Here is a 24,901-nt window from a genome sequence, read left to right as displayed (position 1 = left end):
CGTGCGCGGCCCTGACTCCGGGTGTGCTTGTGTGTTTACACGTCGAGGAAGCGCATCTTGAAACTGCGGCCCTTGAAGCTGCCGAATTCCGGGCCCAGGCGGTTGCCGGCGCTCAGGCGGCGGAAGGCGTGCTCGGCCACGCTGCGTTCGAGCGCGACATAGGTCTGGAATTCCGTGACGTTGATCTTGCCGACCTGGTCCTTGACGAGGCCGGCGTCGCCGGTCAGGGCGCCGAGCACGTCGCCGGGACGCAGCTTGTCCTTCTTGCCGCCCGAGATGACGAGGGTCACCATCGGCGCGGAAAGTAGCGTTGCCTCGGCTGCATCCTCATCGTCAAGCTCGTCCAGCTTGTGCCAGGTCACCGGCGCATCCTGGTATTCCTCGATCAGGCGCACCCATTTCTTTTCGTTCGGCGCGCACAGCGACAGCGCCAGGCCGCTCTCGCCGCCGCGGCCGGTGCGGCCGATGCGGTGCACGTGGACCTCGGCGTCCTTCGAGACGTCGACGTTGATCACGGCTTCCAGGTTGGCGATGTCGAGGCCGCGCGCGGCGACGTCGGTTGCCACCAGCACCGAGCAGCTGCGATTGGCGAACAGCACCAGGATCTCGTCGCGCTCGCGCTGCTCGAGCTCGCCGTACAGGGCGAGCGCCGAGAAGCCCTGCTCGCGCAGGGAATCGGCCAGCTCGCGGCAGTGCGCCTTGGTGTTGCAGAAGGCCAGGGTCGAGACCGGGCGGAAGTGGCGCAGCAGGCGCGCCACCGCCGCGTCGCGCTCGCCGAAGTCGACTTCGTAGAAGCGCTGCTCGATGGTCGAATCGTCGTGCTGGCTCTCGACCACCACTTCGAGCGGGTCGCGCAGGAAGCCGGCGGTGGCGTGGCGGATGTCGTCCGGGTAGGTCGCCGAGAACAGCAGGGTCTGGCGGCGCTCGGGGCAGCCGCGCACGATGTTCGCGATCTCGTCATAGAAGCCCATGTCGGTCATGCGGTCCGCTTCGTCCAGCACCAGGGTCTGCACGCGCGACAGGTCGAGCGTGCCGCGGCCGAGGTGGTCGCGGATCCGGCCCGGCGTGCCGACCACGATGTGGGCGCCATGCTCGAGCGAGGCGATCTGCGGGCGCATCGCGATGCCGCCGGTCAGCGTCAGGATCTTGACGTTGCCGACGCCGCGCGCCAGGCGCCGCAGTTCGCCCGCGACCTGGTCGGCCAGCTCGCGTGTCGGGCACAGCACCAGGCCCTGGACCGCGAACCAGGCCGGATTGAGCTTGTGCAGGATGCCGATGCCGAAGGCGGCGGTCTTGCCGCTGCCGGTGGCGGCCTGGGCGATCAGGTCGCGGCCCTCGAGGACGGCGGGCAGGCTCTCGGCCTGGATCGGCGTCATCTCGCGGTAGCCGAGGATGTCGAGGTTGGACAGGAATTGCGGCGCGAGCGCCAGCGAAGAGAAAGGATGGGTCATGGTTTCCGGCGTTATGCCGGAGTCGCCGGCGCCCAGACCGGCAGGCCGGTCAAATCGAGGTTGTCGTCGCGGCGCCAGACAGGCAGGCCGGTGGTGTCGGTTTCTTCGAGCAGGGTGAGCTGCTCCTGCTTTATGGCGGCACGACGGGGACGGGGAGTGCGCTTGGGCTCAGGATGGGGAGCGACAGCGGGAGCGACCAATGGTGCCGCCGGCTCGAAGCCCGGCAAGTCGATCGTCGCGTTGTCTTTCTTGTCTCTCATCTGGCTCAACGGATTGCAGTGCGGCTGCCCCAGAAAACAAAAGCCCGGCTACAAGAGTCGGGCTCGTTTTTCTTACTCGTTACTTACTGATTACTGCTAGTGTCTGGTTGCGGGGACAGGATTTGAACCTGTGACCTTCGGGTTATGAGCCCGACGAGCTGCCAGACTGCTCCACCCCGCGTCTGAGGTAAGCATTGTACCGCGTCTGGCGGCCTGACGCAAATCGAAGCTTCAAGCCGCCTGGCAGGAATCGCTCAGGCGACGCGCAGGCGCCATAGCGAGGTCACCTCGGCCGAGCGCGCCGCGTGCAGCGGGTCCTCGGCGTCGAAGGCTTTCGTATGGGTCGGACGCACGTCGTGGCGCCCGGCCACCGCCAGGCCCGCCGCCGCGATCCAGCCCAGCAGCTGCTCGCGCGTGCGCAGTCCCAGGTGCTCGGCCAGGTCGGAGATGATGAGCCAGCCTTCGCCGCTCGGCGCCAGGTGGGCCTTCAGGCCGCCGAGGAAGCCGCGCAGCATGCGGCTGTCCGGATCGTAGATCGCGTATTCGATGGCGGAACTCGGTTTGCCCGGCAGCCAGGGCGGATTGCAGACCACGACGTCGGCCTGGCCTTCCGGGAACAAATCGGCCTTGACGATCTCGACCTGTTTCGACAGGCCCAGGCGCTCCACGTTCTCGCGCGCGCAGCCGAGCGCGCGCTCGTCCATATCGGTCGCCACCACGCGCGGCAGGCCGCGCCGCGCCAGCACGCTCGACAGCACGCCGGTGCCGGCGCCGATGTCGAAGGCCAGCTTCGCATGCGGCGGCAGCGGCGCCTGCGCCACCAGCTCGACGTATTCGCCGCGCACCGGCGAGAACACGCCGTACCAGGGGTGGATGCGGTCGTCCAGCGCCGGGATGGGCACGCCCTTGCGGCGCCATTCGTGGGCGCCGATCAGGCCCAGCAGTTCGCGCAGCGAGGCGACGCTAGGCTCGGTCGACGGCCCCCAGGCTTCCAGGCAGGCTTCCTGCACCTCCGGCGCGCGGCGCAGCGGGATGCCGTAGCCGGCGTCGAAAGGAATCAGCAGCATGGCCAGCGTGCGGGCGCGCTGCAGTTGCGCCAGGCGATGGCGGTGGAACTGCTCGGTCGGCGTGGCCGGGGCCTTGCCTGCCTTGGCACGCTTGGCGCGCGAGCCCTTGTGATCGATGCGGCGCGCCAGCGCCTGCACCAGCTGGCGCGCGTTCTGGAAGTCGCCGCGCCAGAGCAGGGCGGTGCCGTCCAGCGCCAGGCGGTAAGCGGTGTCGGCGGCCATGGTGTCGTCGGCGATCACGACTTTCTTCGGCGCCGGCCAGCCGCTCTCCGAGCGCCACAGCGCCGAGCGCTGCTCGCCGCCTTCGGTCCATTCTATGCGCGTCATCTGGTGATCAGTGATGGTGGTGCCAGTCGGTGCCGTTCGATGCCAGGAAGGACTTCACGGCGTCCGCGTTGCCGGTCGCGTGCAGCTTGACTTCGCCGCAGCCGCAGATGCCCTGGTAAGGCTGGATGTGCGAGCAGGCCGAGACCTTCTGCAGGTAGACGGTGACGGGCTTGGCGCACTTGGCGCATTTGAAGGTAAGAGTGCGGGCGGGTTTCATGGGTGTCCGAGCGTATTGAATGCAAAGCGCGCATTGTACAAGGATGGCGGGCATCGGGCGGACCGGACACTCACGACGGGCAGCACGGCCCTGTCGGATCAGTCGACGATCTCCACCTCGGCCTCCAACCAGACGCTTGGCCTGGCTTTCAGCACCGACGCAGGGTTCGGATGCAAGCTGAATTGCATCCGCTCTGGCGTACCGCTTACCCGGATCTCGGCCCTGGAGTCCGCGAGCGGTTGTGGACCGCACAGGTGGTGGGCGCAGGCTGGGGCGGCGCCGGGCGGGATGACGTCGACGCCGGCGGTCGCATAGGCGCCGCGGCTTGCGGACACGGCCTTTGCACCCCACACCGACACCTCCAGGTTCCCTCCCTTCCTGGGCATGCTGCAACCCTCGATCTTCGCGGGGTTGAACGAAGCGGGTGGACCGTTATCGGCATACACGGGAATCTTGCCGCCGACCTTGCACAGCGTGCTGAACTTGCTGATCACACCATTTTTCGCCTCGATCAGGCGCACCGTGACCGTCATGTCGGCCTGGCGCAGCAGCGGCGCCAGCGGCGGTGGCGCCGGGGTGGCGCGTGCCGGCGAGATGCTTGCCAGCATCGACATGGCCAATAAACCGTTCTGGAGCAAGCGGCGCGCGCCGTGCGCGCCAGGGTATTCAATGTTCTTTGCCATCGCCACGCACCCGAGCAAGACAAACCGAAAGTAGCATGATAAACCGGAAACTTCCCGATGCAGTCGATTCCAAGCGACCGGGCATCTGTTACTGCTCCCGAACCGGAAAACCGCGTTTGCAGGGCTGTGCTATCGTCGTTGCCAGACTGTCACGAGCGAATCGACACCATGCCGTCTCCCGCACGCGATGCGCGGGCGGGAAGCGGCGCGGCTATCAGGAGAAAGCATGAACCGTTTCAAAGACAAGACCGTCCTCGTCACCGGCGCCGCTTCCGGCATCGGCCTGGCCGCCGCGCGCCGCTTCCTCGACGAAGGCGCGCGCGTCGTGATGCTCGACATCGACGAAGCCAGCCTCAGGGAAGCTAGCAGGGAGCTGCCGCAGGACCGGGTGCTGGTGCAGGTCGGCGATACCGCCGACAAGGACACCGCCGTTGCCGCCGTCAAGGCGGCCGTCGAGCGCTTCGGCGGCCTGCATATTTTGATCAACAACGCCGGCATGGCGACCGAGGGCGACATCATGCAGACCAGCGAAGAAGACTTCGCGCGCGTGATGTCGGTAAATGTGGCCGGCTACTTTCACATGGCCAAGGCGGCGATGCCGGAACTGGTGAAGACGCGCGGTGCGATTGTCATGACTTCTTCGGTCTCGGGCCTGGGCGGGGACTGGAACCTGTTCGCCTATAACACCTCGAAGGGCGCCGTCAGCAACATGGTGCGCGCGATGGCGATGGATGCGGGCAAGGACGGCGTGCGGGTGAACGCGGTCAATCCGAGCTTCACGGACACCGGCATGACCCAGGACATGGTGAGCGATCCCGAGTTGGTTGCCAAGTTCAGGGAACGCATGCCGCTCGGCGCGCCCGAAGACGCGGCCGGCGTCGCCGCGGCGATCGACTTCCTGGCCAGCGAGGATGCGCGCCTGGTCACGGGCGTCAACCTGCCGGTGGACGCCGGGTTAATGGCGTCGAATGGACAGCCGCCGCAGTAAGCATCGTCCCGGGCACGCGCCCTCCCTTACACCCCCACGCTGATCGCGCTGCTTCCGCCGCCGTTTGGCCGCACCTGGATCTTGGCCGCGATCCGTTCCGTCATCTCGTGCACGTGCGAGATGACGCCGACCTTGCGGCCCATCGACTGCAGGGCATCGAGCGCGTCCATCGCCACGCCCAGGGTCGCGCTGTCGAGCGAGCCGAAGCCTTCGTCGATGAACAGCGACTCGACCCGCACCCGGTTCGAGGACAGCGAGGCCAGGCCCAGGGCCAGGGCCAGCGAGACCAGGAAGGATTCGCCGCCGGAGAGGGAATTGACCGAACGGATCTCGCCGCCCATGTCGTGGTCGCGCACCAGCAGGGCCAGCGACGGCGCGCCGGCATTGTCGACCCGCTCCAGGCGGTAGCGCTTCGCGAGATGGGACAAATGGCTGTTGGCGTAGCCGAGCAGGACTTCCAGCGTGAACTGCTGGGCGTAGTTGCGGAACTTCTTGCCGTCGGCCGAGCCGATCAGCTCGGCCAACTTGCCCCAGCGCGCCTCGATCGCCTGCTGGCGCTCGATCTCGGCCAGCATGGCCTGGGCCTTGACCCGGCGCTCGTCGTCCTGGGCCACCTGCAGGCGCAGCGCGGCGGCCTGCTCGTGCGCCGTCTTGCGCTCCGCCGAAACAGTCTCGAGTTCGGCCGCCACCGCGTCGAGTTCGCGCGCCGCCGCCTGCGGGTCGGCGCTTTCCTCGTGCCGCAGGCGCTCCCTGCCGCGTTCGGCCAGCACGGTTGCCGCCTTTGTCACCGCCCCGTCGAGCTCGGCCAGTTCGGTGCGCTCGGCCGCGATCCACTGGGCGCCGACCGCGAGCAGGCTGGCCAGCGCCGCCTGGTTCTCGACCGGTTCCAGCCCGTCGTGGTGGGCGGCGTAGTCCTCGAGCCAGTCGGCCAGCTTCGTCGCGGCATCGCGCGCCTCGTCCTGCAGGGCGGCGATGCGCTCGCCGGTCTGCACGATGCCGGTCCGGATGCGGGTTTCCAGCTGGGCCGCTTCGTTGGCAGCGCCCTGGCGCGCGGCCAGGGCGTCGCGCGCGGCGGCGAGGCGGCGGCGCAGGGCTTCCTCGACTTCCTGCACCGGGCAGCCCTCGAACAGCGCGGCGCGTTCGCGGCGGCGTTCGCCCAGCGTTGCCTCGCTGCGCGCCCAGGCGTCCTGCGCGGCGGCGGCGGCCTTGGCGGCGTGTTCCGCGCGCAGGCCGGCATCGCGTGCGGCTGCGTCGAGTTCGGCCAGGGCGGTGCGGTGGCGGGCCAGTTGTTCGGATTGCGCCTGCCAGGCCGCCACCTCGGCGCCGCGTTCGCGGTGGCAGGCGGCCGGATCGGCGCGCCAGCCGTCCTGCCAGCCGTCGCCGCAGGCTGCACTCAGCACCGGATCGAGTTCGGCCAGCAGTCCCGCGAGCAGGGCGCTATCGCGTGCGGCCGCCTCGGCTAGCGACTGGCGTGCGTGGACCGCGTCCTGGTGCGCGCTGCGCGCCGCCTGGGCGCCGTCCTGCTGGCGCTTGTGCTCGGCCTGGCCGGCATCAAAGGCCGCCTGTGCCGCGTCGCGCGCCTGAGCAGCCTTGCGCGCCGCCTGCTGGCGCAGGTCGATCGCGCGCAGGGCGTCGCGCACCGCGTTCAGCTCGGCGCCGAACCAGTCGGCGCGCCGTGTTTCGCCAGGTGCTTCAGGCGCCAGCGGGTGGTCGTTCCAGGCCTGTTCCAGCATGGCGGCGTCTTCCGCCAGGCCCGGCCGTTCTTCCAGCAGGGCTTCCAGGCGTTCCTCGCTTGCGGCCAGTTCGGCGCGGCGCGCGGCCTGGGCCGACAAATTGGCGCGCACCTCGGTGCGTTGCCGTTCGACCTGCTGGCGCAGGGCGTCGAGCACGGCGTGCAGGCGCACGTCGGGATGGGCGTAGGGGTGTTCAGCGCTGCCGCACACGGGGCAAGGGTCGCCTTCAACCAGCGTGGCGCGCAGGTCCTCGACCTTGGCCGCGCAGGCCAGTTCGGCGGCGCTCAGGGCCGCTTCGGCCTGGGCGCTGGCCGCGGCCAGGGCGGGCGCGGCGTCGCTTGCGGCCGCCAGCGCGGCCCGGGCCGTCTCGCGCGCGGCGCTGCTGCGTTCGCGCTCGGCATCGATGCGTTGCAGGTGCTGGCGCGCGGCCGCCAGTCCGTGCCAGATCTTCTCGGCGCTGGACAGGGCGTCGCGCCGCCCTTCCAGGGCGTCGCGCTCGTCGAGCAGGGCGCCCTGGTCGAAGCCGGCCAGTGCCTGCTGCGCCGCCTGGCGGGCGGCGTCGAGCTGCCCGATGCGCGCCGCGGCCGCCTCGACGCCTTCCTGGGCGGCGGCTGCGCGGGCGGCGGCATCGACCAGGGTGCGCTCGGCCTGGGCCAGCCGCGCCGCGCTGCTGCGCTCCTGCTGGGCTGCTGCCTCGGCCCTGGCGAACAGCTTGTCCCATTGCGGCCATTGCGCCGCCAGCGCTTCCAGGCGGCGGTGGGCGTCGATCCAGGCGGCGCTGCGCGCCTCGGCCGCGCGCGTGGTGTCGAGCCGCTCCCGCGCTTGCGCCAGCGCGGCCTGGGCTTCCTGCGACTGCGCCGCGGCCTCGTCGCGCTGCTGGGTGGCTGTCCGGTGCGCGTCGACCAGCGTGGCGATGGTGGCGTCGAGCGCCTTGGCCGCGTCCAGCTGCGGCGCCGCCGCCAGCTGCGCCGCTTCCTGCGTCTGCAGGGCATCCTGGGCCGCCTGCACCTCGAGCACGGCCTGGCGCGCCGCGTCTTGCACGCGCTGCACTTCGCGCTGGCCGTTGGCAAGCGCAGCCTCGGTGTCGACGCGTTCCTTTTCCAGCCGCGCCAGTTCGGTCATCAGCGGGCGCGCGGTCTGCACTTCGTCGAGCGTGGCCAGGTGGATGCGGCGTGCCCCGGCCGTCTCCAGCCGGGCCCTGGCGTCGGCCAGCGCGGCTTCGGCCTCGGCTTCGCCGCGGCGCAGCCGGTCGCGTTCCTGGTGCCAGCGCAGCTGGGTCTCCAGCAGGGTGCGGCGCAGTTCGACCGCCTGCAGGGCTTCCTCGGCGGCCGCGTGGGCGCCATCGAGTTCGGCGCGTGCTTCCTGCGCCAGCGGGGCCTGGTCGGCCAGGCGCGCGCTCAAGCGGCGCACGGCTTCCTGCTCGAGCTTGTAGCGCTCGTAGGCGCGCTTCGAAATCTCGCTGTAGACGGCGCTGCCGGTCAGGGTTTCGAGCAGCTCGCCGCGCTCGTTCTCGTCGGTCTTCAGGAAGGCCGAGAATTCGTTCTGCGCCAGCAGCACCGAGCGCGTGAACTGCTCGAAGGAGAGGCCGACGCGCTGGGCGATCTCCTGCGCCGCCTCGGTCTTGGTCGCGCCCAGCGGCGCCAGCTCGGGCAGGCGGTGCAGGCTCATGGTCGGCGGCTGCAGCAGGCCGCCGACCTTGTTGCGCGAGCGGCGCACGCTCCAGCGCGCGCGGTAGCGCAGGCCGTCGTTGCCGACGAAGTCGACTTCGGCGTAACCCTCGGCGGTGCCGCGCCGCAGCAGGTTACGTGGATCGAAGGTGGAGACGCTCTCGCCGCCGGCGTCCGGCAGGCTGCCCGCGCCGCGGCCGCCGCTCTTCGGCAGGCGCGGCGTGTTGCCGTAGAGCGCCAGGCAGAGTGCGTCGAGCAGGGTGCTTTTACCGGCGCCGGTCGGGCCGCTGATGGCGAACAGGCCGCTCGAGGCCAGCGGCTCGGCCTCGAAGTCGACGTTGAAGTCGCCGGCCAGCGAGGCCAGGTTGCGGCCGGCGATGCGCAGGATCCTCATGCGCCCTCCTTGCCGTCGCTCAACATAAGTTCGGCAAAAGCAGACAATTGTTCATCCGGCGCATCCTCGCCGTAGCGTTGCCGCCACAGGCGGCGGAAGATGTCGTCGGGCTTCAGCTCGGCCAACTGGTCGAGGGTGAGCGCATCCGCACCTTCAGCCGGACCGACGCTCTTGCGGGTCGGTTCGATCTTCGCCAGGCGCACCGGCTTGCCGGCGATTGCCGCCTCGACCTGGGCGCGCAGGCCCGGCTCCGGACCGTCGAGCAGCACCCGTACCTCCAGGTAGGGATGGCAGGCGGGCGGCAGGTCAGGATCGAGTTCCAGGGCTTCGAGCGCGGCCAGCACCTCGGGCAGGGGCGCGGGCCTGGCCGGCACGCGCAGCAGCTCGACCGCGCGCGGCACGAGAATCGGCGTGACTTCCTTCGCGATGGCGCCCTCGAGGTCGATGCGCAGCACCTGGTGCTGATAAGCGACTTCGGCGAACGACATCGGCAGCGGGCTGCCGCAATAGCGCAGGTGTTCCTTCTTGCCGACGCGCTGGGCCAGGTGCAGGTGGCCCAGCGCGGCATAGGCGATCTCGGGCGCGAACATCGAGGCGGGCAGGGCTTCGGTGCCGCCGATCACGATGCGGCGCTCGGAGTCGTTCGAGGACTGGCCGTCGACCATGTGGCAGTGGCCCATCGCCAGGATCGCCTGGCCCTCGGCGCGGCGGCTGCGCGCCAGCGCGAAGGCCTGGCGGTAGAGTTCGGCGATGCCGTTCAGATAGGCGTCGCCCTCGACCTCCACGCGCGGCACGTCGCCCGGACGCAGGAAGGGAATGCCGAGGCACCAGGCCTTGACCTCTCCGCCGCGGTCGCGCAGCGGCACCAGCAGGCGCTCGAGGTCGACGGCGCCGTCGCTGGCGCGCACCACGTTGCCGATCACGACCGTGCCATGGGCTTCCAGCAGCGGTCCCGGCGCTTCCAGCCGGCCCGGCGAATCGTGGTTGCCGGCGATGACGACGACCTGCAGGTGCGGCGTGCGCGCCTTGGCCCGCTGCAGGAAGCCGTAGAGCTGGCGCTGGGCGGCGGACGACGGATTCGTGTTGTCGAAGATGTCGCCCGCGATCAAGAGCGCGTCGACGTCTTCGGCCACGATGGTGTCGAGCAGCCAGTCGAGGAAGCACTGGTGTTCGTAGGTCCGGTCGTAATTGTGCAGGGTCTGGCCGAGATGCCAGTCGGAGGTGTGCAACAGCCGCATGGGGAGTGGAGAGGAAAGGGAAGTCGGGAATCGGCTGAACTATAGCGCAGCTGGAGACAAGCTTCACAACCGGCTGCAAAAAATCGCCACGACCGGCGGCAAGTCTTGCTCGAATCTCATTACAATATTTACATGAGTGAATTGCACCTATCCATTAACGCGGCGCGTGCGCTGCACCTGGCGGCCCAGGGGTTATTGCAGCCGCGCCGGCGCAAGGCCGTCAAGGACGACGTCCTGGCGGCAATCCGCCGCATGGGCATGTTGCAGATCGACACCATCAACGTCGTCGCCCGCAGTCCCTACCTGGTCCTGTGGAGCCGGCTGGGCGATTACCGGCCCGAGTGGCTGGACGAGCTGCTGGCCGAGGGGCAATTGTTCGAGTACTGGGCCCACGAAGCCTGTTTCCTGCCGATCGAGGACTACGGCCTGTACCGGCACCGCATGCTCGATCCGGCGGCGATGGGCTGGAAGTACTCGGCTACCTGGATGCGCGAGCGCGCCGGCGAGGTGGCGGCGCTGCTGGCGCATATCCGCGGGCACGGTCCGGTGCGTTCGTCCGACTTCGAGCGCACCGACGGCAAGGTCGGCGGCTGGTGGGAGTGGAAGCCCGAGAAGCGCTCGCTCGAAGTGCTGTTCACCTCGGGTGCGCTGATGATCGCGCGCCGCCACAACTTCCAGCGCGTCTACGACCTGGCCGAACGCGTGCTGCCCGGCTGGGACGACGCCCGCATGCCGCCGCTGCCCGAAGTCAGGCGCACCTGCGCCCTGCGCACGGTGCGCGCGCTCGGGCTGGCGCGCGCCGCCTGGATTCCCGACTACCACCGCACCCGGCGGCCCCACGTCGATCCCGAGGCGCTGGTCGACGCAGGCCTGCTGCTGCGCGCCCGGGTCGAGGGTTGGCGCGAGCCGGTCTACATCCATCCCGACCATGCCGAGCAGGCGCGCCTGGCCTCCGAGGGCCTGCTGGCGCCCACGCTCACCACCATCCTGTCGCCTTTCGACCCGGTGGTCTGGGACCGCCGGCGCGCCCTGGAACTGTTCGGCTTCGACTACCGGCTCGAGTGCTACACGCCGGCGCCGAAACGCCGCTACGGCTACTTCACGCTGCCGGTCCTGCGCCGCGGCGCGCTAATCGGGCGCATCGACGCCAAGGCGCACCGCCGCGCCGGCGTGTTCGAAGTCAAGGCCGCGCTGTTCGAGCCGGGCTTGCGCGCCAGCGAGGCCCTGGTGCGCGAGGTCGCCGCAACGCTGCTGCGCTGCGCGCGCTGGCACGGCTGCGCGGAAGTCCAGGTCGGGCGCGCCGAGCCGGCGGCGCTCGGTGTGCGCCTGGCGCAGGCGCTGGGTGCGCCGGCCAGCGAGGTCGCCGCATGAGCCTGCCCAGCGCCCCGCGCCAGCTCGTCGATGCCGGCGGCCAGCCCCTGTTCGGGCGCTACCAGGGCGCCCCCGGCGCGCCGGCCTGGGCGCAACTGGCGCCGCCGCATGCGCGCGGCCGCTTCTGGCGCCGCCTGCACCACAAGCGCTGGCATTTCGTCTCGCTCGTGACCGACGAACTGTTCGTCGGGCTGGCGATCATCGACATCGGCTGGAGCAACAGCGCCTTTGCCTATGCCTTCGACCGGACGCGTGGCGCGATCGTCGACGCCTTCTCGCCGGTCGGCCTGCCCGGCCTCACGAGCCATGTCGGCGCGACGGCCGACGAGGGCGCCTGGTTCGCGCTGCCGGGACGGCGCATCGCCATCGAGCCCGACGGCGCCGGCGGCCATCGGCTGCGCCTGCGCGCCGGGCGCTTCCGCATCGATGCCGACTATGGCAGCGCCGGGCCGCGCCTGCTGGCGGTCGGCCAGGTGCGCGACGGCGGCACGGTGCACACGACGCAGAAGTCGCCCGGCCTGCTGCTGGCCGGATGCGCCGAGGCCGGCGGACGGCGTTTCGGCCTGGACGGCGGGGTGGCCAGCTTCGATTACTCGAACGGGCTGCTCGGGCGGCGTACCGCCTGGCGCTGGATCTCGGCGCACGACCGCCGGCTGGGCCTGAACCTGCAGAGCGGCTACTTCGGCGACGCCGAAAATGCGCTCTGGATCGACGGCGAACTGGTTCCCCTCGGCACGGTTCGCACGGACGTCGAGCCCGGCGGTGCCTGGACCATGGCGACAAGCGACGGCCTGCTCGACCTGCGCTTCACGCCGGAAGGCACGCGCCGCGACGACAAGAACCTGTTGCTGGCGGAAAGCCGCCTGACCCAGCACGTGGGCCGCTTCGACGGCTGGGTCAAGGCCGCACCCGATGCGCCAGTCTGTGAAATTTCCGGGCTGACAGGACTGGCCGAAGACTATAGCGCGCGTTGGTGAAAAGTTAACGCATTCCGAACGCATGGCCCGCGCGGCGGTTGACCGGATTCTCCGGCCCGATCCCAGCAAGTTTGCGGCAGATCAAACGCCATGCGGGAGTGGCTCCTTACACTACTAGTTCCTTCAGGCTGAAGAGAAGCAAAGCAATCACCGCCCAGCCTGTCATAACCAGTAAGTCCAGCCAGGCCGCATGCTTCCGCGCGAAGCATGGGCGTGCGTATGGGCGCCGAGAGGAGACCGAATGCTAACCGCGACCTATACGCTCGTTGCGCTGTCCGTCGAGCAAACGAATATGCGCGTCAGCCTGCACGCCGTGCAGCAACTCGTCCAGAAGAGCTATGCGCGCCAGACCGCGCTCACCCATGGCCAGGCCGAGTACGTCTGCGATACCCTGCGCGGCCTCTACGAGCAATGCCAGCGCCGCAAGCTCGACAACTTCCTGCTGCCGGCCTTGCGCCGCGCCAGCAGCGGCGCCGAGGCGCTGGTGGCCGGGCTCGACCAGCTCAGCCGCGACGCGGCCGAAGCCCTGGGCAGCGCGCGGCGCCTGGCACAGGGCGGCATCGACAACGAAGAGCGCGTCGAGGCGTTCTGCACGGCCGTCGAGCGCTTCTGCGCCGCGCTGATGCAGCGTTTCGAACGCGAGGAGCTCGAGCTGTTCCCGGTGGCGCGCGCGGCCATCGCAGGCGAAACCTGGTTCGCGATGGCGCACCAGATGCTGGCCTACGATGCCTACCGCCAGGAGCACCGCGGCCGGCCAGGGGCGCCGCCGGCCAGCCGCGCCGCACGTCCCGAGCATGCCCATCGGCAAGGTGTGCCGGCGTCCTACATGCACTAGCGGGACGGCTTTTCCTGTAGCGTGCGGACTGTCGCTGGATGTTAAACGTAGGGTGGGCACCCCGTGCCCACGCGTGAACGATGAGCAGACGCGGCGCTTCATATGCGAGAAAGATGCGCAGACGCGGCGCTTCATGACGCCAGCACGACGCAGCCTTTACCGATTTCCTTGTTTTTAAGCGGAAGGCCGATCCGAAGGCGCGTTGACCGGCGCGCGCCTGTCGGGTGCGCTCGAAAAGGCCGCCATCGTTCTTTGCTATGATGGCGGTTTTGGAAGTGCGATTTCATCATGTTCGAATTCCTATTCAAGCGCCAGGGCGAGAAGCCCGGCAATTCGCCGACCGCGGCGGCGGCCAAGCCTGCCGGCAAGGGCGCGAAGGGCGCGGCCGACGCGCAGGCCGGGCAGGGCGCCGCCCAGCAGAATCCGGCCCAGCCGAAGCCGTCCCAGCAGGTGCGCGAGCAGCAGGCCGAACAATTGCGCCAGCTCGACGGCGATGAAACGCGCGCCGTGGAATTCATCCTCCGCTCCGACTTTTCCGAACTGCGCCTGGCCGCCGCCGAGCACGTCCACAGCCGTGCGGCCCTGGAGCGCGTGCACGGGGCGATGCGCAACCTGGACCGCCGCGTCGCCAAGCTGATGCAGGGGCGCCTGGACGCGATCCGCCACCACGACGCCGAGCTGGCGCGCGGCCAGGCTACCCTGGCCCAGGCGCGCAGCCTGCTGCAGGACGCCTTGCTCACGCCCAACCACGTGGCTGAACTCGACCGCAAATGGGCGGTCATCGCCGCCCCCGAACTGGCCGAGGAATTCGCGGCCCTGCGCACCCAGCTCGGCGCGCGCCTGGAAGCCCAGGTGCAGCTGCAGCGCGCCATGATCGACCGCCTGGGCGCGCTGCGCGCACTCGGGACGGCCGGCCTGGCCGCCCCCGAACTGGCCGCGCAACTGGAAAACCTGGCCCAGGAACAGGACGCCGCCCTGGCCGCGCCCGAGCAGGCCTCGCTGCCGCGCACCCTGGTGGCCGAGTTCGGCACCGAGCTGGGGCGCCTGCGCGCCAGCCTGGCGACGCTGGAACAGGCCCAGGCCGCCTTTGCCGCGCGCGAAGCCGCACTCGCCGAATGGCAGGCCCAGCCGGTGGCCGAACTGCAGGCCGACAAGCTGCGCCAGTCCTGGCTGAAGCTGCCGGCGCTGCCGCAGGGCGCCGCCGCCGGCGCGCTGCAGGAACGCTTCGAGGCCTGGCTGGCGACCCTGCCGCAGCCCGAGCGCAAGGTACGCGAAGCGTCGGCGCCGGACGCCGCGGCGTCCACGCGTGCTCCGAAACCTGCCCCGAAGGGCGCCGACCAGGCCTTCATCGACACCATGGACGCGCTGGAAGCGGCCCTGCAGCAGGGCTCGCTCGGCACCGCCGCCGAACTCGACAAGACGTTAAAGGACAGCAAGGGCAAGGGCATGCGCCTGAGTGCCGCCCAGGCCGAGCGCCTGAACCACCTGCGCGCCGAACTGAAGCGGCTGTCGGACTGGGCGCGCTGGGGCGGCAACGTCTCGCGCGAGGAACTGATCAAGACCGTCGAGGCGCTGTCCACCCAGAACCTGCCGATGGCCGAACTGGCCAAGAAGGTCGGCAGCATGCGCGAGCGCTGGAAGGCACTCGACAGCCTGTCCGGCGCGGCCCCGAAGAGCCTGTGGGAACGCTTCGACCACGCCTGCAGCGTGGCCTATGCGCCGGCGGCCGCCCACTTCAAGCACCTGGCCGACGAGCGCCACGCGAACGCCGCGCGCGGCGAGGCGATCGTGCTTGAGGCCAATGCCGAGATCGCGCGCCTGGAGTCGGGCGAAGCCGACTGGAAGCACGTGGCCGGCACCGTGCAGCGCCTGCGCCTGGCCTGGAGCCACCTGGGCGCGATCGACCGCAAGGACAAGAAACGCCTCGACCAGCAGTTCGCCGCCGCACTCACCACGTTGCAGGGCCCGCTGGAAGAACAGCGCAAGAGCGAGATGGCCGGCCGCGAGGAATTGATCGACGAAGTCGCCGCCATCGACCCGCACGACCGCCATGCAGTCGACCGCCTGCGCGACATCCAGGCGCGCTGGCAGGAACATGCACGTGCGCTGCCGCTCGAGCGCAAGGCCGAGCAGGCGCTGTGGCAGCGCTTCCGCGCTGCCTGCGACGAGCTGTTCGCCCGGCGCAAGGAAAGCGCGCATGCGGCGGACGCCGAACGCCGCGCCCACGAGGCTGCCAAGGAAGCGATCAGCGCCCGCCTGGAAGCTGCCGCGCCCGAAGCCACGCCCGCCACCGCCGGCAAACTGCTGCGCGAAGCCGCGGCCGAGTGGCACGCCATCGGCCCGGTGCCGCGCGCCCACGAGGCACGGGTCGAGAAGCGCTACCACGAGGCCGTTGCCAGGGTCCAGCACCATGCGGACGTGACGCGCCGCGCCGCCGGCCTGGCGCTCGCCGGTGCCTTGCGCGACAAGCTGCGCGCCTGCCAGGAACTCGAGGATTCGCTGGCGCAGCCAGGCCAGCAGGTGTCCGCCGACGACTGGCGCAGGCGCTGGGCAGCCCTGCTGCCGGCCGGCGCCGACGACGACGCCGTGCTCGACGCGCGCTTCGAGGCGGCCCTGGCCGCCCTCGAGGGCGACCGCGCCGGCTATGCGCGCCTGCTGGAAGAGAACCGCGCCACGCTGCTGCAGGAACTGCTGCGCCAGGAAGTGACAAACGGCATCGACAGCGGCGCCGAGTTCGCGCGCGAGCGCCTGAAGCTGCAAGTCGAGGCGCTGCAGTCGAGTCTGCAGGCCGGCGACAGGCACGGCCACAAGCATGGCGACAGCCACGGTAGCAAGGGCGGCGGACTGCGCCAGCTGATCGCGCTGCCGGCCCTGGTCGACGGGCGCACCGCGCTGCGCATCGAGCAGCTCGTCATGCGTACCGCACGGGAGGGCAAATGAGCCAGGTGAGGGTACAGGCCGGGGACTTCGACCTCGGCCAGGAACTGGCGCGCCTGCGCGAGGGAGACGCCCGCGTCGGCGCCGTGGTGAGTTTCGTCGGCACCGTGCGCGACATGAACGACGGGTCGTCGGTCTCCGAGATGGAGCTGGAACACTACCCGGGCATGACGGAAAAGGCGCTGGAAGACATCGTCGAGCAGGCGAAAGCGCGCTGGCCGCTCTACAATGCGCTGGTGATCCACCGCGTCGGCCCGCTCGCGCCGCTGGAGCAGATCGTGCTGGTCGCCGTCAGCGCGGCCCACCGCGGCGAAGCCTTTGCCGCCTGCGAATTCATCATCGACTACCTGAAGACCGACGCGCCGTTCTGGAAGAAGGAGCAGACCCCGGAAGGCGCGCGCTGGGTCGATGCACGCCTGTCGGATGACAGCGCCAAGGCCAAGTGGAAGAGCGCATGAGGACCCGCGCTTGAGCTGGCTCGCGGTCGGGGCGGGCGCCGCGATCGGCGCCTGGCTGCGTTGGGGACTGGGCCTGTGGCTGACCAATGTGCACGCCTCGATCCAGGCCGGCACGCTGGCGGCCAACCTGGTCGGGGGCTACCTGATCGGCATCGCGCTCGGCTTTTTCTCGCATCATCCGCACCTGAGTCCCGAGTGGCGCCTGTTCGTCGTCACAGGTTTCCTCGGCGGCCTGACCACCTTCTCCAGCTTCTCGGGCGAATCGGTGGCGCTGATGCAGCGCGGCGAGTACGGCTGGGCGCTGGCGCATATGCTGCTGCACCTGGGCGGCTCCATCCTGCTGTGCATCGCCGGCTTTGCGACCTGGCGCGCGCTGCGCGGCTAGGGTCCGTCCGGATTTCCGCTCGGTTTGAACACCTGGAATCCCGTGCCAGGGAAGAGTTCGTCGCTCTCCCAGTACTGGAATATCGTGTCGTTGCCTGCGTTGATACGGTAAAAGAAGTAGCGAAGGGTGTGGGGTGTGGGCTTCGCCGCGCCGGAAAAGGCCATGATGACGGTGTCCTTGGCGACATAGATGTACCGCGGCGCCGTTTCGTTCGTCCATTCGAGCTTCGTCAGCTTTTTCAGCACAGGATCGTCGTACACCAGGACGCCGCGTTTCATCTTGCCGGGTAAAAAGACGTTCAGTACCCGGACCGTGTTGCCCACGCAGTTCGAGTGCACGGCGTCGCCGATCGCGTCATCCATGTCGAACAGCGGCCTCTTGTTTTTGCTTCCCTCCTGAAGGTAGAACGAATACTGCCCGTCCGCTTCCGATTGACTGATGAGCTTGACTTCACGCGCCCCATCCACGCCAACGTCACAGCTCGCCAGGATTGTGGATTCAGCCAAAATATCGCGGCCCCTGTTTCCAAGCCGGCTATTCGATATGCCGGGATCGGAAATGACGCCTATGTCGATGAGAAAGCGCGCTGCTTCTTGCGTTTCGCCGCAATGCAGCGCGCACTTGATCGTCACGCTCATCCAATACCGGCTGGGGATCTGCAGCGTGTTTATCACGGAATAGTCCGCTGCCAGTTGTTCGGACAAGCGGCGCCGGCCTGCCGGCGACGTGTCGAACCAGTCGCTTCCGTCTTCCTGCCAGGGCGTCCAGCCGCGATGCCGGAACTGGGCCTGCAAACGCTCGACCATGTCGACCGTTTCCTCGAATGGCAGGGCTTCCAGCATGGGTGAAGTCGTCAGGCTGCTGACCTTTTCCCTTTCATAGGCTACGGACGCGAATTTTGTGGGGGGCAAGAGGAAGCCGTGCTGCGGATCATTGAACTCGATGACGACTGCCGGTTTGTCGATGAATGTCCATCCGGCGCCACTCTCGTCGTCATGGGGATTGCCGTAGCCGTTCACGACCGGATACGTCGATCCCTTGACCACTTCGTCGTAGTGCTGCCCAATCCGCAAGGACAGCAGGGTCGGATCGGGCTCGTCCAGCCACCAGCCCATGCCCACGGCGCCGATCGAGATCACGATGACGACAGAGGTTTTTTTCACCTCAGGCCCCACCATGGTAGATTTCCGTAATGGACCGTTCGACGGCCAGTCTTTCCCTTCCCTGCAACAGCTTGTGGAACTGCTTGGCCGCTGCGAGCACGAATTGCATTCGTTCGTCCTTGTCCCAGAGCCGCGCAGCCGTTTTCTTCGTGAACCAGGTTGTCAGCCCGGGCTGTGTGTTGCAGTGCGCGGACAAGCTGAGCTTGATCTCGGCATGACGGCCTGAGGGCAGGCCGGTTACCCAGGCGAACTGGTTGCCTGCCAGGGCAGCTTGGGTTGCCGGATTATCGTAAATGATTTTTTGCAGGATATTCACCTGCTCATGATGTGCCAGCGCCTGCACGCTCTCCTCGATCCTGCCTTCGACAAGTGCTGTGAATCCTTTGATGATGTCATCTTGCGCTGTCCCGAAGCGGAGCATACCCGGCTTCAGCTTCCATAACACCTTGTGTTCGATGCTTTGCCTGTCCTTCAGGCACCGTCCGAGGTGGGCGAGGCGTTCCCGGTCCGACTTGTCGCTTGCCAGCATGAAGAAGCGGTGTAGCGGATAAATATCCAGGAAGAGGTGCAAGTTTCCGAGCGCCAGTTCCGCGTACATCTGCTCGGATCCCATCCCCGCGCCGAGTTCGTACAAGTTCTTGCTGAGGAATTCGAAGCTGTCCTGTCCGGGACGTTTTCGGATCTCGGCGCCCGTGTCGGCGATGGTGCGCGCCGCATGCAGCAAACCGCAGCCGACCTGCTTGGAGGCGAAGGCCGCCAGTCCCGCCCATTGGAAGCGCCGGTCCGTCAGCCATAGGAACGCGTAGGCGGAGTTGATGCGCCGGTTGATGCGGACCGGATCGTCGACCAAACGGCCCGTTCTGGCATCGGTCAGCCATTTTTCCGCCTCCGCCTGACAGCGTAGCCACAGGCTGGCACAGCCTTTCACCGGAACCTCGACCGCCTTGATCACTTCGCCATTCTTGAGGACTGGCCGGATCGTGCATTCGGGTAGGGGCGTCGTGTTGCAATCGAGGGGAACCGCGTCGTTGCCGTGCAGGATGAAGGGGCCGTTCATCTAGGACGGGTCGGCGATATGCCAGGCCAGGAGTGCCGCGCGGTCGGCACGGCTCAAGGGCCGGGTGAGTCCGTCTTCATCGGTCACCCCCTCGATCTGCTTGTCGGCGAAGTCCAGGCGGTAGGGACGGTGCCGGTGCGGCTGTTGGGTCGCCTCGTCCACAAGACGCAGGGGAAGCTCGTCCGTGGTCGCCATGCTCTTCGGTAGCCGTGCTTGCGCCGCTTTCATCGCGGCCGGCCCGGTCAATTGGTCTTCCTCCGCTGTGATGAGCTGCGACCTGTGCGTTTGCACTGCGATCAGGCGTGGCGGTGGATTGCAACGGCACACGCACAGGTCGTTCTCCAGCGCTGCCTGCCTGCCGTTCCACTTGTCGGAAAGGCGCGGTCCGTCGCAGAGGATCTTGCCATCCGCGTGGCAGGCAGGACAGGCAACGGTATCGCCTTCCAGTGCCATACGGACACCATTGATGGAACAGAAGGACGTCGCCGTCGTAACGACGCCGCCGACCGTTGTCTTTGCCCCCAGGGTAATGTGATACCGCCGCATTGCGCCTCCTGCCTTGAAATGAGCTGTTCAAGCGAGAAGGAAAATGTAGCGTGCCTGGTCGTACGCGGATTGATGCCGCACATTCGTATAAAACCTGGACGCGCGAGCGCGGTCATCCTCAAGAAGCGTCCTTGCTTGCTCGCAGCGGACTGTTATTTCTCAATGACGCATCAAGCTTCGCTGGCAAAGTTTCGGCTGGACAATAACCGGAGCCAGCCATGACCGATGCCTACCGCCCGACCGCCGCCTTCGTCGGTGCTTCCTGGGGTGCACTGCTGATCGGTGCGATCGCCTACCTGATCGGCCTGTGGAACGCCCAGATGCAGCTCAACGAGAAAGGCTATTACCTGACCCTGCTCATGTACGGCCTGTTCGCCGCCGTCTCGCTGCAAAAGATGGTGCGCGACCGCAGCGAAGGCATTCCCGTGACCAACCTGTACGCCGGCCTGTGCTGGGTATCGCTGCTGGCGGCCCTGTTGTTGCTGACGGTGGGCCTGTGGAACGCCACGCTCGAACGCAGCGAGAAGGGCTTCTACACGATGTCTTTCCTGCTCAGCCTGTTTGCCGTGGTTGCGGTGCAGAAAAACGTGCGCGACGTGGGCGCCATCGCTGCCGCGCCCACGGTTCGTCCGAACGAGGCGTGAGCGATACCCGTAGGGTGGGCGCCCCGTGCCCACGCGTGACGCCTGCATCGTGTTGGCGCCTATAAAACGCAGCGTCTGCTCATCGTTTACGCGTGGGCACGGGGCGCCCACCCTACTTGCCTTTCGCGATCTTCGTTACCCAGGCGCCGCGTCCGTCCTGCTGCGCCACAGCGAGTACGCGATACCGGCCGCGATCAGCATTGCCGTCACCGCCAGCGACAGCCAGGCCGGCACCTTGCCGCCGAACACGAAGTCGCCCAGGAAGATCTTCGAGCCGATGAACACCAGCACCGCCGCCAGCGAGTACTTCAGGTAGCGGAAGCGCTGCACCACGTCCGCCAGCGCGAAGTACAGGGCGCGCAGGCCCAGCACCGCGAAGATGTTCGAGGTGTAGACGATGAACGGGTCGCTGGTGATCGCGAAGATCGCCGGCACGCTGTCGACCGCGAAGATGACGTCGGTGAACTCGACCATGATCAGCGCCAGCAGCAGCGGGGTCGCGTACCAGAGCTTGCGCCCAGGCTGCGACGGGTGCGGCAGCCGCACCAGGAAGTCGTGGCCATGGGTGGTTTCGCTCACCCGCAGGCGGCGCCGTAGCCAGGCCAGCAGGGCGCTGTCGCGCACGCTGTCCGGGTTCTCGGACACGAACAGCATCTTGATGCCGGTGACGACCAGGATCGCGCCGAAGATGTAGAGCACCCAGTAGTAGCTGGCCACCAGGGCCGCGCCGGCGCCGATCATGATGCCGCGGGTGACGATCACGCCCAGGATGCCCCAGAACAGCACGCGGTGCTGGTACAGCGGCGGGATCGCCAGCGTCGCGAAAATCAACGAGATGATGAAGATGTTGTCGAGCGAGAGACTCTTCTCGATCAGGAAGCCGGTGTAGAACTCCATCGCCTTTTCGCTGCCGAAGCCGTGCCAGACCCACAGGCCAAAGGCCAGGCCGGCGCTCAGGTAGAGTGCCGACAGCTTCAGGCTTTCCTTGACGCCGATGACGTGGTCATCGCGGTTCAGGACCCCCAGGTCGAAGGCCAGCAGCAGGACGACGACAGCCAGGAACACCAGCCACATCCACACCGGTGCGCCCAGCCAGACGATACTGAAGAAGTCCATGGCATCAGCCCTCCGTGACGGCCTCGCCGTTCGCCGGCACCGACCAGCGGCGCTGGGCGCGCCGGATCAGCAGGCCTTCGCGGCTGTCGATCAGGCGGTCGGCGTGGACGATGTCGAGCATCGCCTTGAGCACGTGCATGCGCAGCAGCGGGTCGGCGACGTCGTCGAGCAGGCGGTCGAGCGTCGCGTTGTCGATCTCGATGTCGGCGGCGTCGCGGCGGCGCGCGGCGTCGAGCAGGTCGTCGCACAGGGCGACGACGGCGTCGTCGAAGCGCTCGGCATCGACGCCGAGCCGCTCCAGGATCGCGCTGTGCTCCAGCGCCTTCATTTCCGACGGCGCCTGGTGGCCGTCGACGATCATCGACAGCGCCAGCAGGCGGCAAACGGCGTCGGGGCTATCGGTGGCATACAGTCGCATGGTGTCCTCGCTTGGGTGGTGGTTGATGAATGTCAGCTTAGGCGAGCACGGGACATTGAGAAACCGATAAAACCTTGAGGAATCCTCAGGTTTTTTCGAAGGATTGCAGGTTGGTGGTGCGTCGCCGCCTTGACGATCTTGAAAATTCAGGGCATCTCCCACATGTTCTTCCCAGTTAAATTACACTCACTAGGGAGCAACAACATGCGGCAAGATAAATTGACGACCAAGCTCCAGGAAGCACTGGCGGATGCCCAGAGCCTGGCGGTCGGCAACGACAACCAGTACATCGAATCGGTCCACCTCTTGAGCGCGCTATTGAACCAGGACGACGGCGGCGCGCGCTCGCTCCTGCAGCGTGCCGGCGTGAACGTCGGCGGCCTGACCAATGCCCTGCGCAGCGCGCTCGAGCGCTCGGCCAAGGTCTCGGGCACCGGCGGCGAAGTGCTGCCGGGGCGCGACCTGGTGGCCCTGCTGAACCTGGCCGACCGCGAGTCGCAGAAGCGCGGCGACCAGTTCCTGTCCAGCGAAATGGTGCTGCTGGCGCTGACCGAGGACAAATCCGAGGCCGGCCGCCTAGCGCGCGAAAACGGCCTGGCGCGCAAGTCGCTGGAGTCGGCGATCTCCGCCGTGCGCGGCGGCGAGAACGTGAATTCGCAGGACGCCGAAGGCCAGCGCGAGGCGCTGAAGAAATACACCCTCGACCTGACCGAGCGCGCCCGCATGGGCAAGCTCGACCCCGTGATCGGCCGCGACGACGAGATCCGCCGCGCGATCCAGGTGCTGCAGCGCCGCACCAAGAACAACCCGGTACTGATCGGCGAACCGGGCGTCGGCAAGACCGCCATCGTCGAGGGCCTGGCCCAGCGCATCGTGAACGGCGAAGTGCCCGATTCGCTCAAGGGCAAGCGCGTACTGTCGCTCGACATGGCGGCGCTGCTGGCCGGCGCCAAGTACCGCGGCGAGTTCGAGGAGCGCCTGAAGTCGGTGCTGAAGGAGCTGGCCCAGGACGAGGGCCAGACCATCGTCTTCATCGACGAGATCCACACCATGGTCGGCGCCGGCAAGGCCGAAGGCGCGATGGACGCCGGCAACATGCTGAAACCGGCCCTGGCGCGCGGCGAGCTGCACTGCGTCGGCGCCACCACCTTGGACGAATACCGCAAGTACGTCGAGAAGGACGCCGCGCTCGAGCGCCGCTTCCAGAAGATCATGGTCGACGAGCCGAGCGTGGAGGCGACGATCGCCATCCTGCGCGGCCTGCAGGAGAAATACGAGCTGCACCACAAGGTCGAGATCACCGATCCCGCGATCATCGCCGCGGCCGAGCTCTCGCACCGCTACATCAGCGACCGCTTCCTGCCCGACAAGGCGATCGACCTGATCGACGAGGCCGCATCTAAAATCAAGATCGAGATCGACTCCAAGCCGGAAGTCATGGACAAGCTGGAGCGCCGCCTGATCCAGCTGAAGATCGAGCGCGAAGCGGTGAAGAAGGAAACCGACGAGGGCTCGCTGCGCCGCCTCGAACTGCTCGACGAAGAGATCGCCCGCCTCGAGCGCGAGTACAACGACTACGAGGAAATCCTCAAGTCGGAAAAGGCGGCGGTGCAGGGCACCACCCACATCAAGGAAGAGATCGAGCGCATCCGTCACCAGATGGAGGAAGCCAAGCGCCAGTCGAACTGGCAGAAGGTCTCCGAGCTGCAGTACGGCCGCCTGCCGGAACTCGAGGCGCAACTGAAGCATGCCGAGGAAGCGGCCGCGGGCAAGGACGGCGAACTCGAAAAGCCGAAGCTGCTGCGCACCCAGGTCGGCGCCGAGGAGATCGCCGAGGTGGTCTCGCGCGCGACCGGCATCCCCGTGTCGCGCATGATGCAGGGCGAGCGCGACAAGCTGCTGCACATCGAAGAGAAGCTGCATGAGCGTGTCGTCGGCCAGGACGAGGCGATCGAGGCGGTGTCGGACGCGATCCGCCGTTCGCGCGCCGGCCTGTCGGACCCGAACCGTCCTTACGGTTCCTTCATGTTCCTGGGCCCGACCGGCGTCGGCAAGACGGAATTGTGCAAGGCGCTGGCTGCCTTCCTGTTCGACACCGAGGAAGCCCTGATCCGCATCGACATGAGCGAATTCATGGAGAAGCATTCGGTCGCCCGCCTGATCGGCGCGCCGCCGGGCTATGTCGGCTACGAGGAGGGCGGCTACCTGACCGAGGCGGTGCGGCGCAAGCCCTACAGCGTGATCCTGCTCGACGAGATCGAGAAGGCGCACCCGGACGTGTTCAATGTGCTGCTGCAGGCGCTGGACGACGGCCGCATGACCGACGGCCAGGGCCGCACCGTCGACTTCAAGAACACGGTGATCGTGATGACCTCGAACCTGGGGTCGCACAAGATCCAGTCGATGGACACCGACGAGCCGGCGGTGGTCAAGCTGGCCGTGATGGCCGAGGTGCGCGGACACTTCCGCCCCGAGTTCATCAACCGCATCGACGAGATCGTGGTCTTCCATGCGCTGGACGAGCGCAACATCGGCGACATCGCCCGCATCCAGCTGCGCAACCTCGAAGCGCGCCTCGAGAAGATGGAAATGGCGCTGGATATCGACGACGCGGCCCTGCAGAAGATCGCCGAGGCCGGCTTCGATCCGGTGTATGGCGCACGCCCGCTCAAGCGCGCGATCCAGCAGCAGATCGAGAATCCGCTGTCGAAGGCCATCCTGGCGGGCAAGTTCGGGCCGAAGGACACCATTCCGGTGCGCGTGCGCGGCGGCCAGCTGGTGTTCGGCGAGGAGCCGCAGGTGGAGCTGGCGAAGTAAGCCAGGTTTTTACTCACCAAGAAGGGACGCGGATTGCGTCCCTTTTTCTTTGGCCGCCTGGCGTCTCGTTTTTTCTGCAAGTGGCGCAAGCGGGTTGAATAATATTTTTGAAATTTTTCTATTGGAAAGGTATAACGACATTTTCTTTTGGG

General features: G+C 67.8%; 21 protein-coding genes and 1 tRNA gene. 9 read left to right on the top strand and 13 right to left on the bottom strand.

Translation table 11 applies throughout. The features are described 5' to 3' along the window. Window positions 1–35: 35 nt before the first annotated feature. The 6 genes from dbpA to ACFOPH_RS10175 form a co-directional block, all read right to left on the bottom strand. Complete coding sequence (dbpA, locus tag ACFOPH_RS10200; protein ID WP_379735072.1) at window positions 36–1,451, bottom strand: ATP-dependent RNA helicase DbpA; 1,416 nt, start codon at window positions 1,449–1,451, stop codon at window positions 36–38. A gap of 11 nt (window positions 1,452–1,462) precedes the next feature. After that, the gene (locus ACFOPH_RS10195; RefSeq protein WP_379735070.1) at window positions 1,463–1,711 is read right to left on the bottom strand and encodes a hypothetical protein; all 249 of its coding nucleotides are present in this window, start codon (window positions 1,709–1,711) and stop codon (window positions 1,463–1,465) included. Window positions 1,712–1,815: 104 nt separating this feature from the next. Next, a tRNA-Met gene (locus ACFOPH_RS10190) sits at window positions 1,816–1,892 on the bottom strand. Window positions 1,893–1,965: 73 nt separating this feature from the next. Then, window positions 1,966–3,105 (bottom strand): class I SAM-dependent methyltransferase, encoded by a 1,140-nt coding sequence (locus tag ACFOPH_RS10185; RefSeq protein ID WP_312553678.1) that lies wholly within the window; start codon window positions 3,103–3,105, stop codon window positions 1,966–1,968. 7 nt (window positions 3,106–3,112) lie between these two features. Then, entirely contained in the window at window positions 3,113–3,322 is a 210-nt protein-coding gene (locus tag ACFOPH_RS10180; RefSeq protein WP_312553681.1) for a hypothetical protein, read from the bottom strand. Between the two features lie 98 nt (window positions 3,323–3,420). Continuing rightward, window positions 3,421–4,005, bottom strand: a complete 585-nt coding sequence (locus tag ACFOPH_RS10175; protein ID WP_379735067.1) for a hypothetical protein — start codon at window positions 4,003–4,005, stop codon at window positions 3,421–3,423. 226 nt (window positions 4,006–4,231) lie between these two features. Between ACFOPH_RS10175 and ACFOPH_RS10170 the strand changes: the two genes are divergently transcribed. Next, window positions 4,232–4,993 carry an SDR family NAD(P)-dependent oxidoreductase gene (locus ACFOPH_RS10170; protein WP_379735065.1) on the top strand — a complete coding sequence of 254 codons (762 nt, stop codon included), beginning with the start codon at window positions 4,232–4,234 and terminating at the stop codon, window positions 4,991–4,993. 26 nt (window positions 4,994–5,019) lie between these two features. On the opposite strand, the gene ACFOPH_RS10165 is transcribed toward ACFOPH_RS10170, so the two are convergent. Next, window positions 5,020–8,787 carry an AAA family ATPase gene (locus ACFOPH_RS10165; RefSeq protein WP_379735063.1) on the bottom strand — a complete coding sequence of 1,256 codons (3,768 nt, stop codon included), beginning with the start codon at window positions 8,785–8,787 and terminating at the stop codon, window positions 5,020–5,022. Further along, window positions 8,784–10,025 carry an exonuclease SbcCD subunit D C-terminal domain-containing protein gene (locus tag ACFOPH_RS10160; protein WP_312554031.1) on the bottom strand — a complete coding sequence of 414 codons (1,242 nt, stop codon included), beginning with the start codon at window positions 10,023–10,025 and terminating at the stop codon, window positions 8,784–8,786. Before ACFOPH_RS10160 ends, ACFOPH_RS10165 begins: the two co-directional genes overlap by 4 nt. Before the next feature lie 132 nt (window positions 10,026–10,157). Here ACFOPH_RS10160 and ACFOPH_RS10155 point away from each other — a divergent pair, with 132 nt between their 5' ends. The 6 genes from ACFOPH_RS10155 to crcB all read left to right on the top strand — a co-directional run bounded on the left by ACFOPH_RS10155 (window position 10,158) and on the right by crcB (window position 16,988). Further along, window positions 10,158–11,396, top strand: coding sequence for a winged helix-turn-helix domain-containing protein (locus tag ACFOPH_RS10155; RefSeq protein ID WP_379735061.1), 1,239 nt, complete (start codon window positions 10,158–10,160; stop codon window positions 11,394–11,396). Next, entirely contained in the window at window positions 11,393–12,373 is a 981-nt protein-coding gene (locus ACFOPH_RS10150; RefSeq protein ID WP_379735059.1) for a DUF2804 domain-containing protein, read from the top strand. Before ACFOPH_RS10155 ends, ACFOPH_RS10150 begins: the two co-directional genes overlap by 4 nt. Window positions 12,374–12,614: 241 nt before the next feature. Further along, window positions 12,615–13,208 (top strand): hypothetical protein, encoded by a 594-nt coding sequence (locus ACFOPH_RS10145; protein WP_312552808.1) that lies wholly within the window; start codon window positions 12,615–12,617, stop codon window positions 13,206–13,208. A gap of 288 nt (window positions 13,209–13,496) precedes the next feature. After that, on the top strand, window positions 13,497–16,148 hold the full coding sequence (locus tag ACFOPH_RS10140; RefSeq protein ID WP_379735057.1) for a DUF349 domain-containing protein: 2,652 nt from the start codon (window positions 13,497–13,499) through the stop codon (window positions 16,146–16,148). Further along, window positions 16,145–16,603 carry a molybdopterin synthase catalytic subunit MoaE gene (moaE, locus tag ACFOPH_RS10135; protein ID WP_312552806.1) on the top strand — a complete coding sequence of 153 codons (459 nt, stop codon included), beginning with the start codon at window positions 16,145–16,147 and terminating at the stop codon, window positions 16,601–16,603. The genes ACFOPH_RS10140 and moaE overlap by 4 nt, the downstream gene beginning before the upstream one ends. A 10-nt stretch (window positions 16,604–16,613) precedes the next feature. Next, on the top strand, window positions 16,614–16,988 hold the full coding sequence (crcB, locus tag ACFOPH_RS10130) for a fluoride efflux transporter CrcB (protein ID WP_312552805.1): 375 nt from the start codon (window positions 16,614–16,616) through the stop codon (window positions 16,986–16,988). On the opposite strand, the gene ACFOPH_RS10125 is transcribed toward crcB, so the two are convergent. Genes ACFOPH_RS10125 through ACFOPH_RS10115 form a run of 3 tightly spaced genes read right to left on the bottom strand, consistent with a single transcriptional unit; the run spans window position 16,985 to window position 19,754 of the window. Next, window positions 16,985–18,166: a hypothetical protein gene (locus tag ACFOPH_RS10125; RefSeq protein ID WP_379735055.1), complete on the bottom strand. Its 1,182-nt coding sequence runs from the start codon at window positions 18,164–18,166 to the stop codon at window positions 16,985–16,987. The two genes, crcB and ACFOPH_RS10125, sit on opposite strands and share 4 nt — an antisense overlap. Next, a complete protein-coding gene (locus ACFOPH_RS10120; RefSeq protein WP_379735053.1) occupies window positions 18,153–19,208 on the bottom strand; it encodes a DUF2515 family protein in 1,056 nt (351 codons plus the stop codon). Before ACFOPH_RS10120 ends, ACFOPH_RS10125 begins: the two co-directional genes overlap by 14 nt. Further along, the gene (locus ACFOPH_RS10115; RefSeq protein ID WP_379735051.1) at window positions 19,209–19,754 is read right to left on the bottom strand and encodes a PAAR domain-containing protein; all 546 of its coding nucleotides are present in this window, start codon (window positions 19,752–19,754) and stop codon (window positions 19,209–19,211) included. Between the two features lie 218 nt (window positions 19,755–19,972). Here ACFOPH_RS10115 and yiaA point away from each other — a divergent pair, with 218 nt between their 5' ends. Continuing rightward, window positions 19,973–20,398, top strand: a complete 426-nt coding sequence (gene yiaA / locus ACFOPH_RS10110) for an inner membrane protein YiaA (protein WP_379735049.1) — start codon at window positions 19,973–19,975, stop codon at window positions 20,396–20,398. Between the two features lie 135 nt (window positions 20,399–20,533). Here yiaA and ACFOPH_RS10105 read toward each other — a convergent pair whose 3' ends face one another. Together ACFOPH_RS10105 and ACFOPH_RS10100 are read right to left on the bottom strand one after the other, a co-directional pair. Next, window positions 20,534–21,514, bottom strand: coding sequence for a TerC family protein (locus ACFOPH_RS10105; RefSeq protein ID WP_379735047.1), 981 nt, complete (start codon window positions 21,512–21,514; stop codon window positions 20,534–20,536). Window positions 21,515–21,518: 4 nt separating this feature from the next. Continuing rightward, a complete protein-coding gene (locus ACFOPH_RS10100; protein WP_312552845.1) occupies window positions 21,519–21,932 on the bottom strand; it encodes a tellurite resistance TerB family protein in 414 nt (137 codons plus the stop codon). 204 nt (window positions 21,933–22,136) lie between these two features. On the opposite strand from ACFOPH_RS10100, the gene clpB reads away from it, so the two are divergent. Further along, window positions 22,137–24,749: an ATP-dependent chaperone ClpB gene (gene clpB / locus ACFOPH_RS10095; protein ID WP_312552843.1), complete on the top strand. Its 2,613-nt coding sequence runs from the start codon at window positions 22,137–22,139 to the stop codon at window positions 24,747–24,749. The last annotated feature ends 152 nt before the right edge of the window (window positions 24,750–24,901 follow it).

It is taken from the genome of Massilia haematophila (assembly GCF_042647645.1).
Lineage (GTDB): Bacteria > Pseudomonadota > Gammaproteobacteria > Burkholderiales > Burkholderiaceae_D > Telluria > Telluria haematophila.
This window is presented reverse-complemented; position numbering and strand designations above follow the sequence as displayed.

Excerpts from the sequence above, each read along its gene's own strand:
- dbpA (WP_379735072.1), bottom strand. The coding sequence starts at position 1,451 with ATGACCCATCCTTTCTCTTCGCTGGCGCTCGCGCCGCAATTCCTGTCC.
- ACFOPH_RS10195 (WP_379735070.1), bottom strand. The coding sequence starts at position 1,711 with ATGAGAGACAAGAAAGACAACGCGACGATCGACTTGCCGGGCTTCGAG.
- ACFOPH_RS10185 (WP_312553678.1), bottom strand. The coding sequence starts at position 3,105 with ATGACGCGCATAGAATGGACCGAAGGCGGCGAGCAGCGCTCGGCGCTG.
- ACFOPH_RS10180 (WP_312553681.1), bottom strand. The coding sequence starts at position 3,322 with ATGAAACCCGCCCGCACTCTTACCTTCAAATGCGCCAAGTGCGCCAAG.
- ACFOPH_RS10175 (WP_379735067.1), bottom strand. The coding sequence starts at position 4,005 with ATGGCAAAGAACATTGAATACCCTGGCGCGCACGGCGCGCGCCGCTTG.
- ACFOPH_RS10170 (WP_379735065.1), top strand. The coding sequence starts at position 4,232 with ATGAACCGTTTCAAAGACAAGACCGTCCTCGTCACCGGCGCCGCTTCC.
- ACFOPH_RS10165 (WP_379735063.1), bottom strand. The coding sequence starts at position 8,787 with ATGAGGATCCTGCGCATCGCCGGCCGCAACCTGGCCTCGCTGGCCGGC.
- ACFOPH_RS10160 (WP_312554031.1), bottom strand. The coding sequence starts at position 10,025 with ATGCGGCTGTTGCACACCTCCGACTGGCATCTCGGCCAGACCCTGCAC.
- ACFOPH_RS10155 (WP_379735061.1), top strand. The coding sequence starts at position 10,158 with ATGAGTGAATTGCACCTATCCATTAACGCGGCGCGTGCGCTGCACCTG.
- ACFOPH_RS10150 (WP_379735059.1), top strand. The coding sequence starts at position 11,393 with ATGAGCCTGCCCAGCGCCCCGCGCCAGCTCGTCGATGCCGGCGGCCAG.
- ACFOPH_RS10145 (WP_312552808.1), top strand. The coding sequence starts at position 12,615 with ATGCTAACCGCGACCTATACGCTCGTTGCGCTGTCCGTCGAGCAAACG.
- ACFOPH_RS10140 (WP_379735057.1), top strand. The coding sequence starts at position 13,497 with ATGTTCGAATTCCTATTCAAGCGCCAGGGCGAGAAGCCCGGCAATTCG.
- moaE (WP_312552806.1), top strand. The coding sequence starts at position 16,145 with ATGAGCCAGGTGAGGGTACAGGCCGGGGACTTCGACCTCGGCCAGGAA.
- ACFOPH_RS10125 (WP_379735055.1), bottom strand. The coding sequence starts at position 18,166 with ATGGTGGGGCCTGAGGTGAAAAAAACCTCTGTCGTCATCGTGATCTCG.
- ACFOPH_RS10120 (WP_379735053.1), bottom strand. The coding sequence starts at position 19,208 with ATGAACGGCCCCTTCATCCTGCACGGCAACGACGCGGTTCCCCTCGAT.
- ACFOPH_RS10115 (WP_379735051.1), bottom strand. The coding sequence starts at position 19,754 with ATGCGGCGGTATCACATTACCCTGGGGGCAAAGACAACGGTCGGCGGC.
- yiaA (WP_379735049.1), top strand. The coding sequence starts at position 19,973 with ATGACCGATGCCTACCGCCCGACCGCCGCCTTCGTCGGTGCTTCCTGG.
- ACFOPH_RS10105 (WP_379735047.1), bottom strand. The coding sequence starts at position 21,514 with ATGGACTTCTTCAGTATCGTCTGGCTGGGCGCACCGGTGTGGATGTGG.
- ACFOPH_RS10100 (WP_312552845.1), bottom strand. The coding sequence starts at position 21,932 with ATGCGACTGTATGCCACCGATAGCCCCGACGCCGTTTGCCGCCTGCTG.
- clpB (WP_312552843.1), top strand. The coding sequence starts at position 22,137 with ATGCGGCAAGATAAATTGACGACCAAGCTCCAGGAAGCACTGGCGGAT.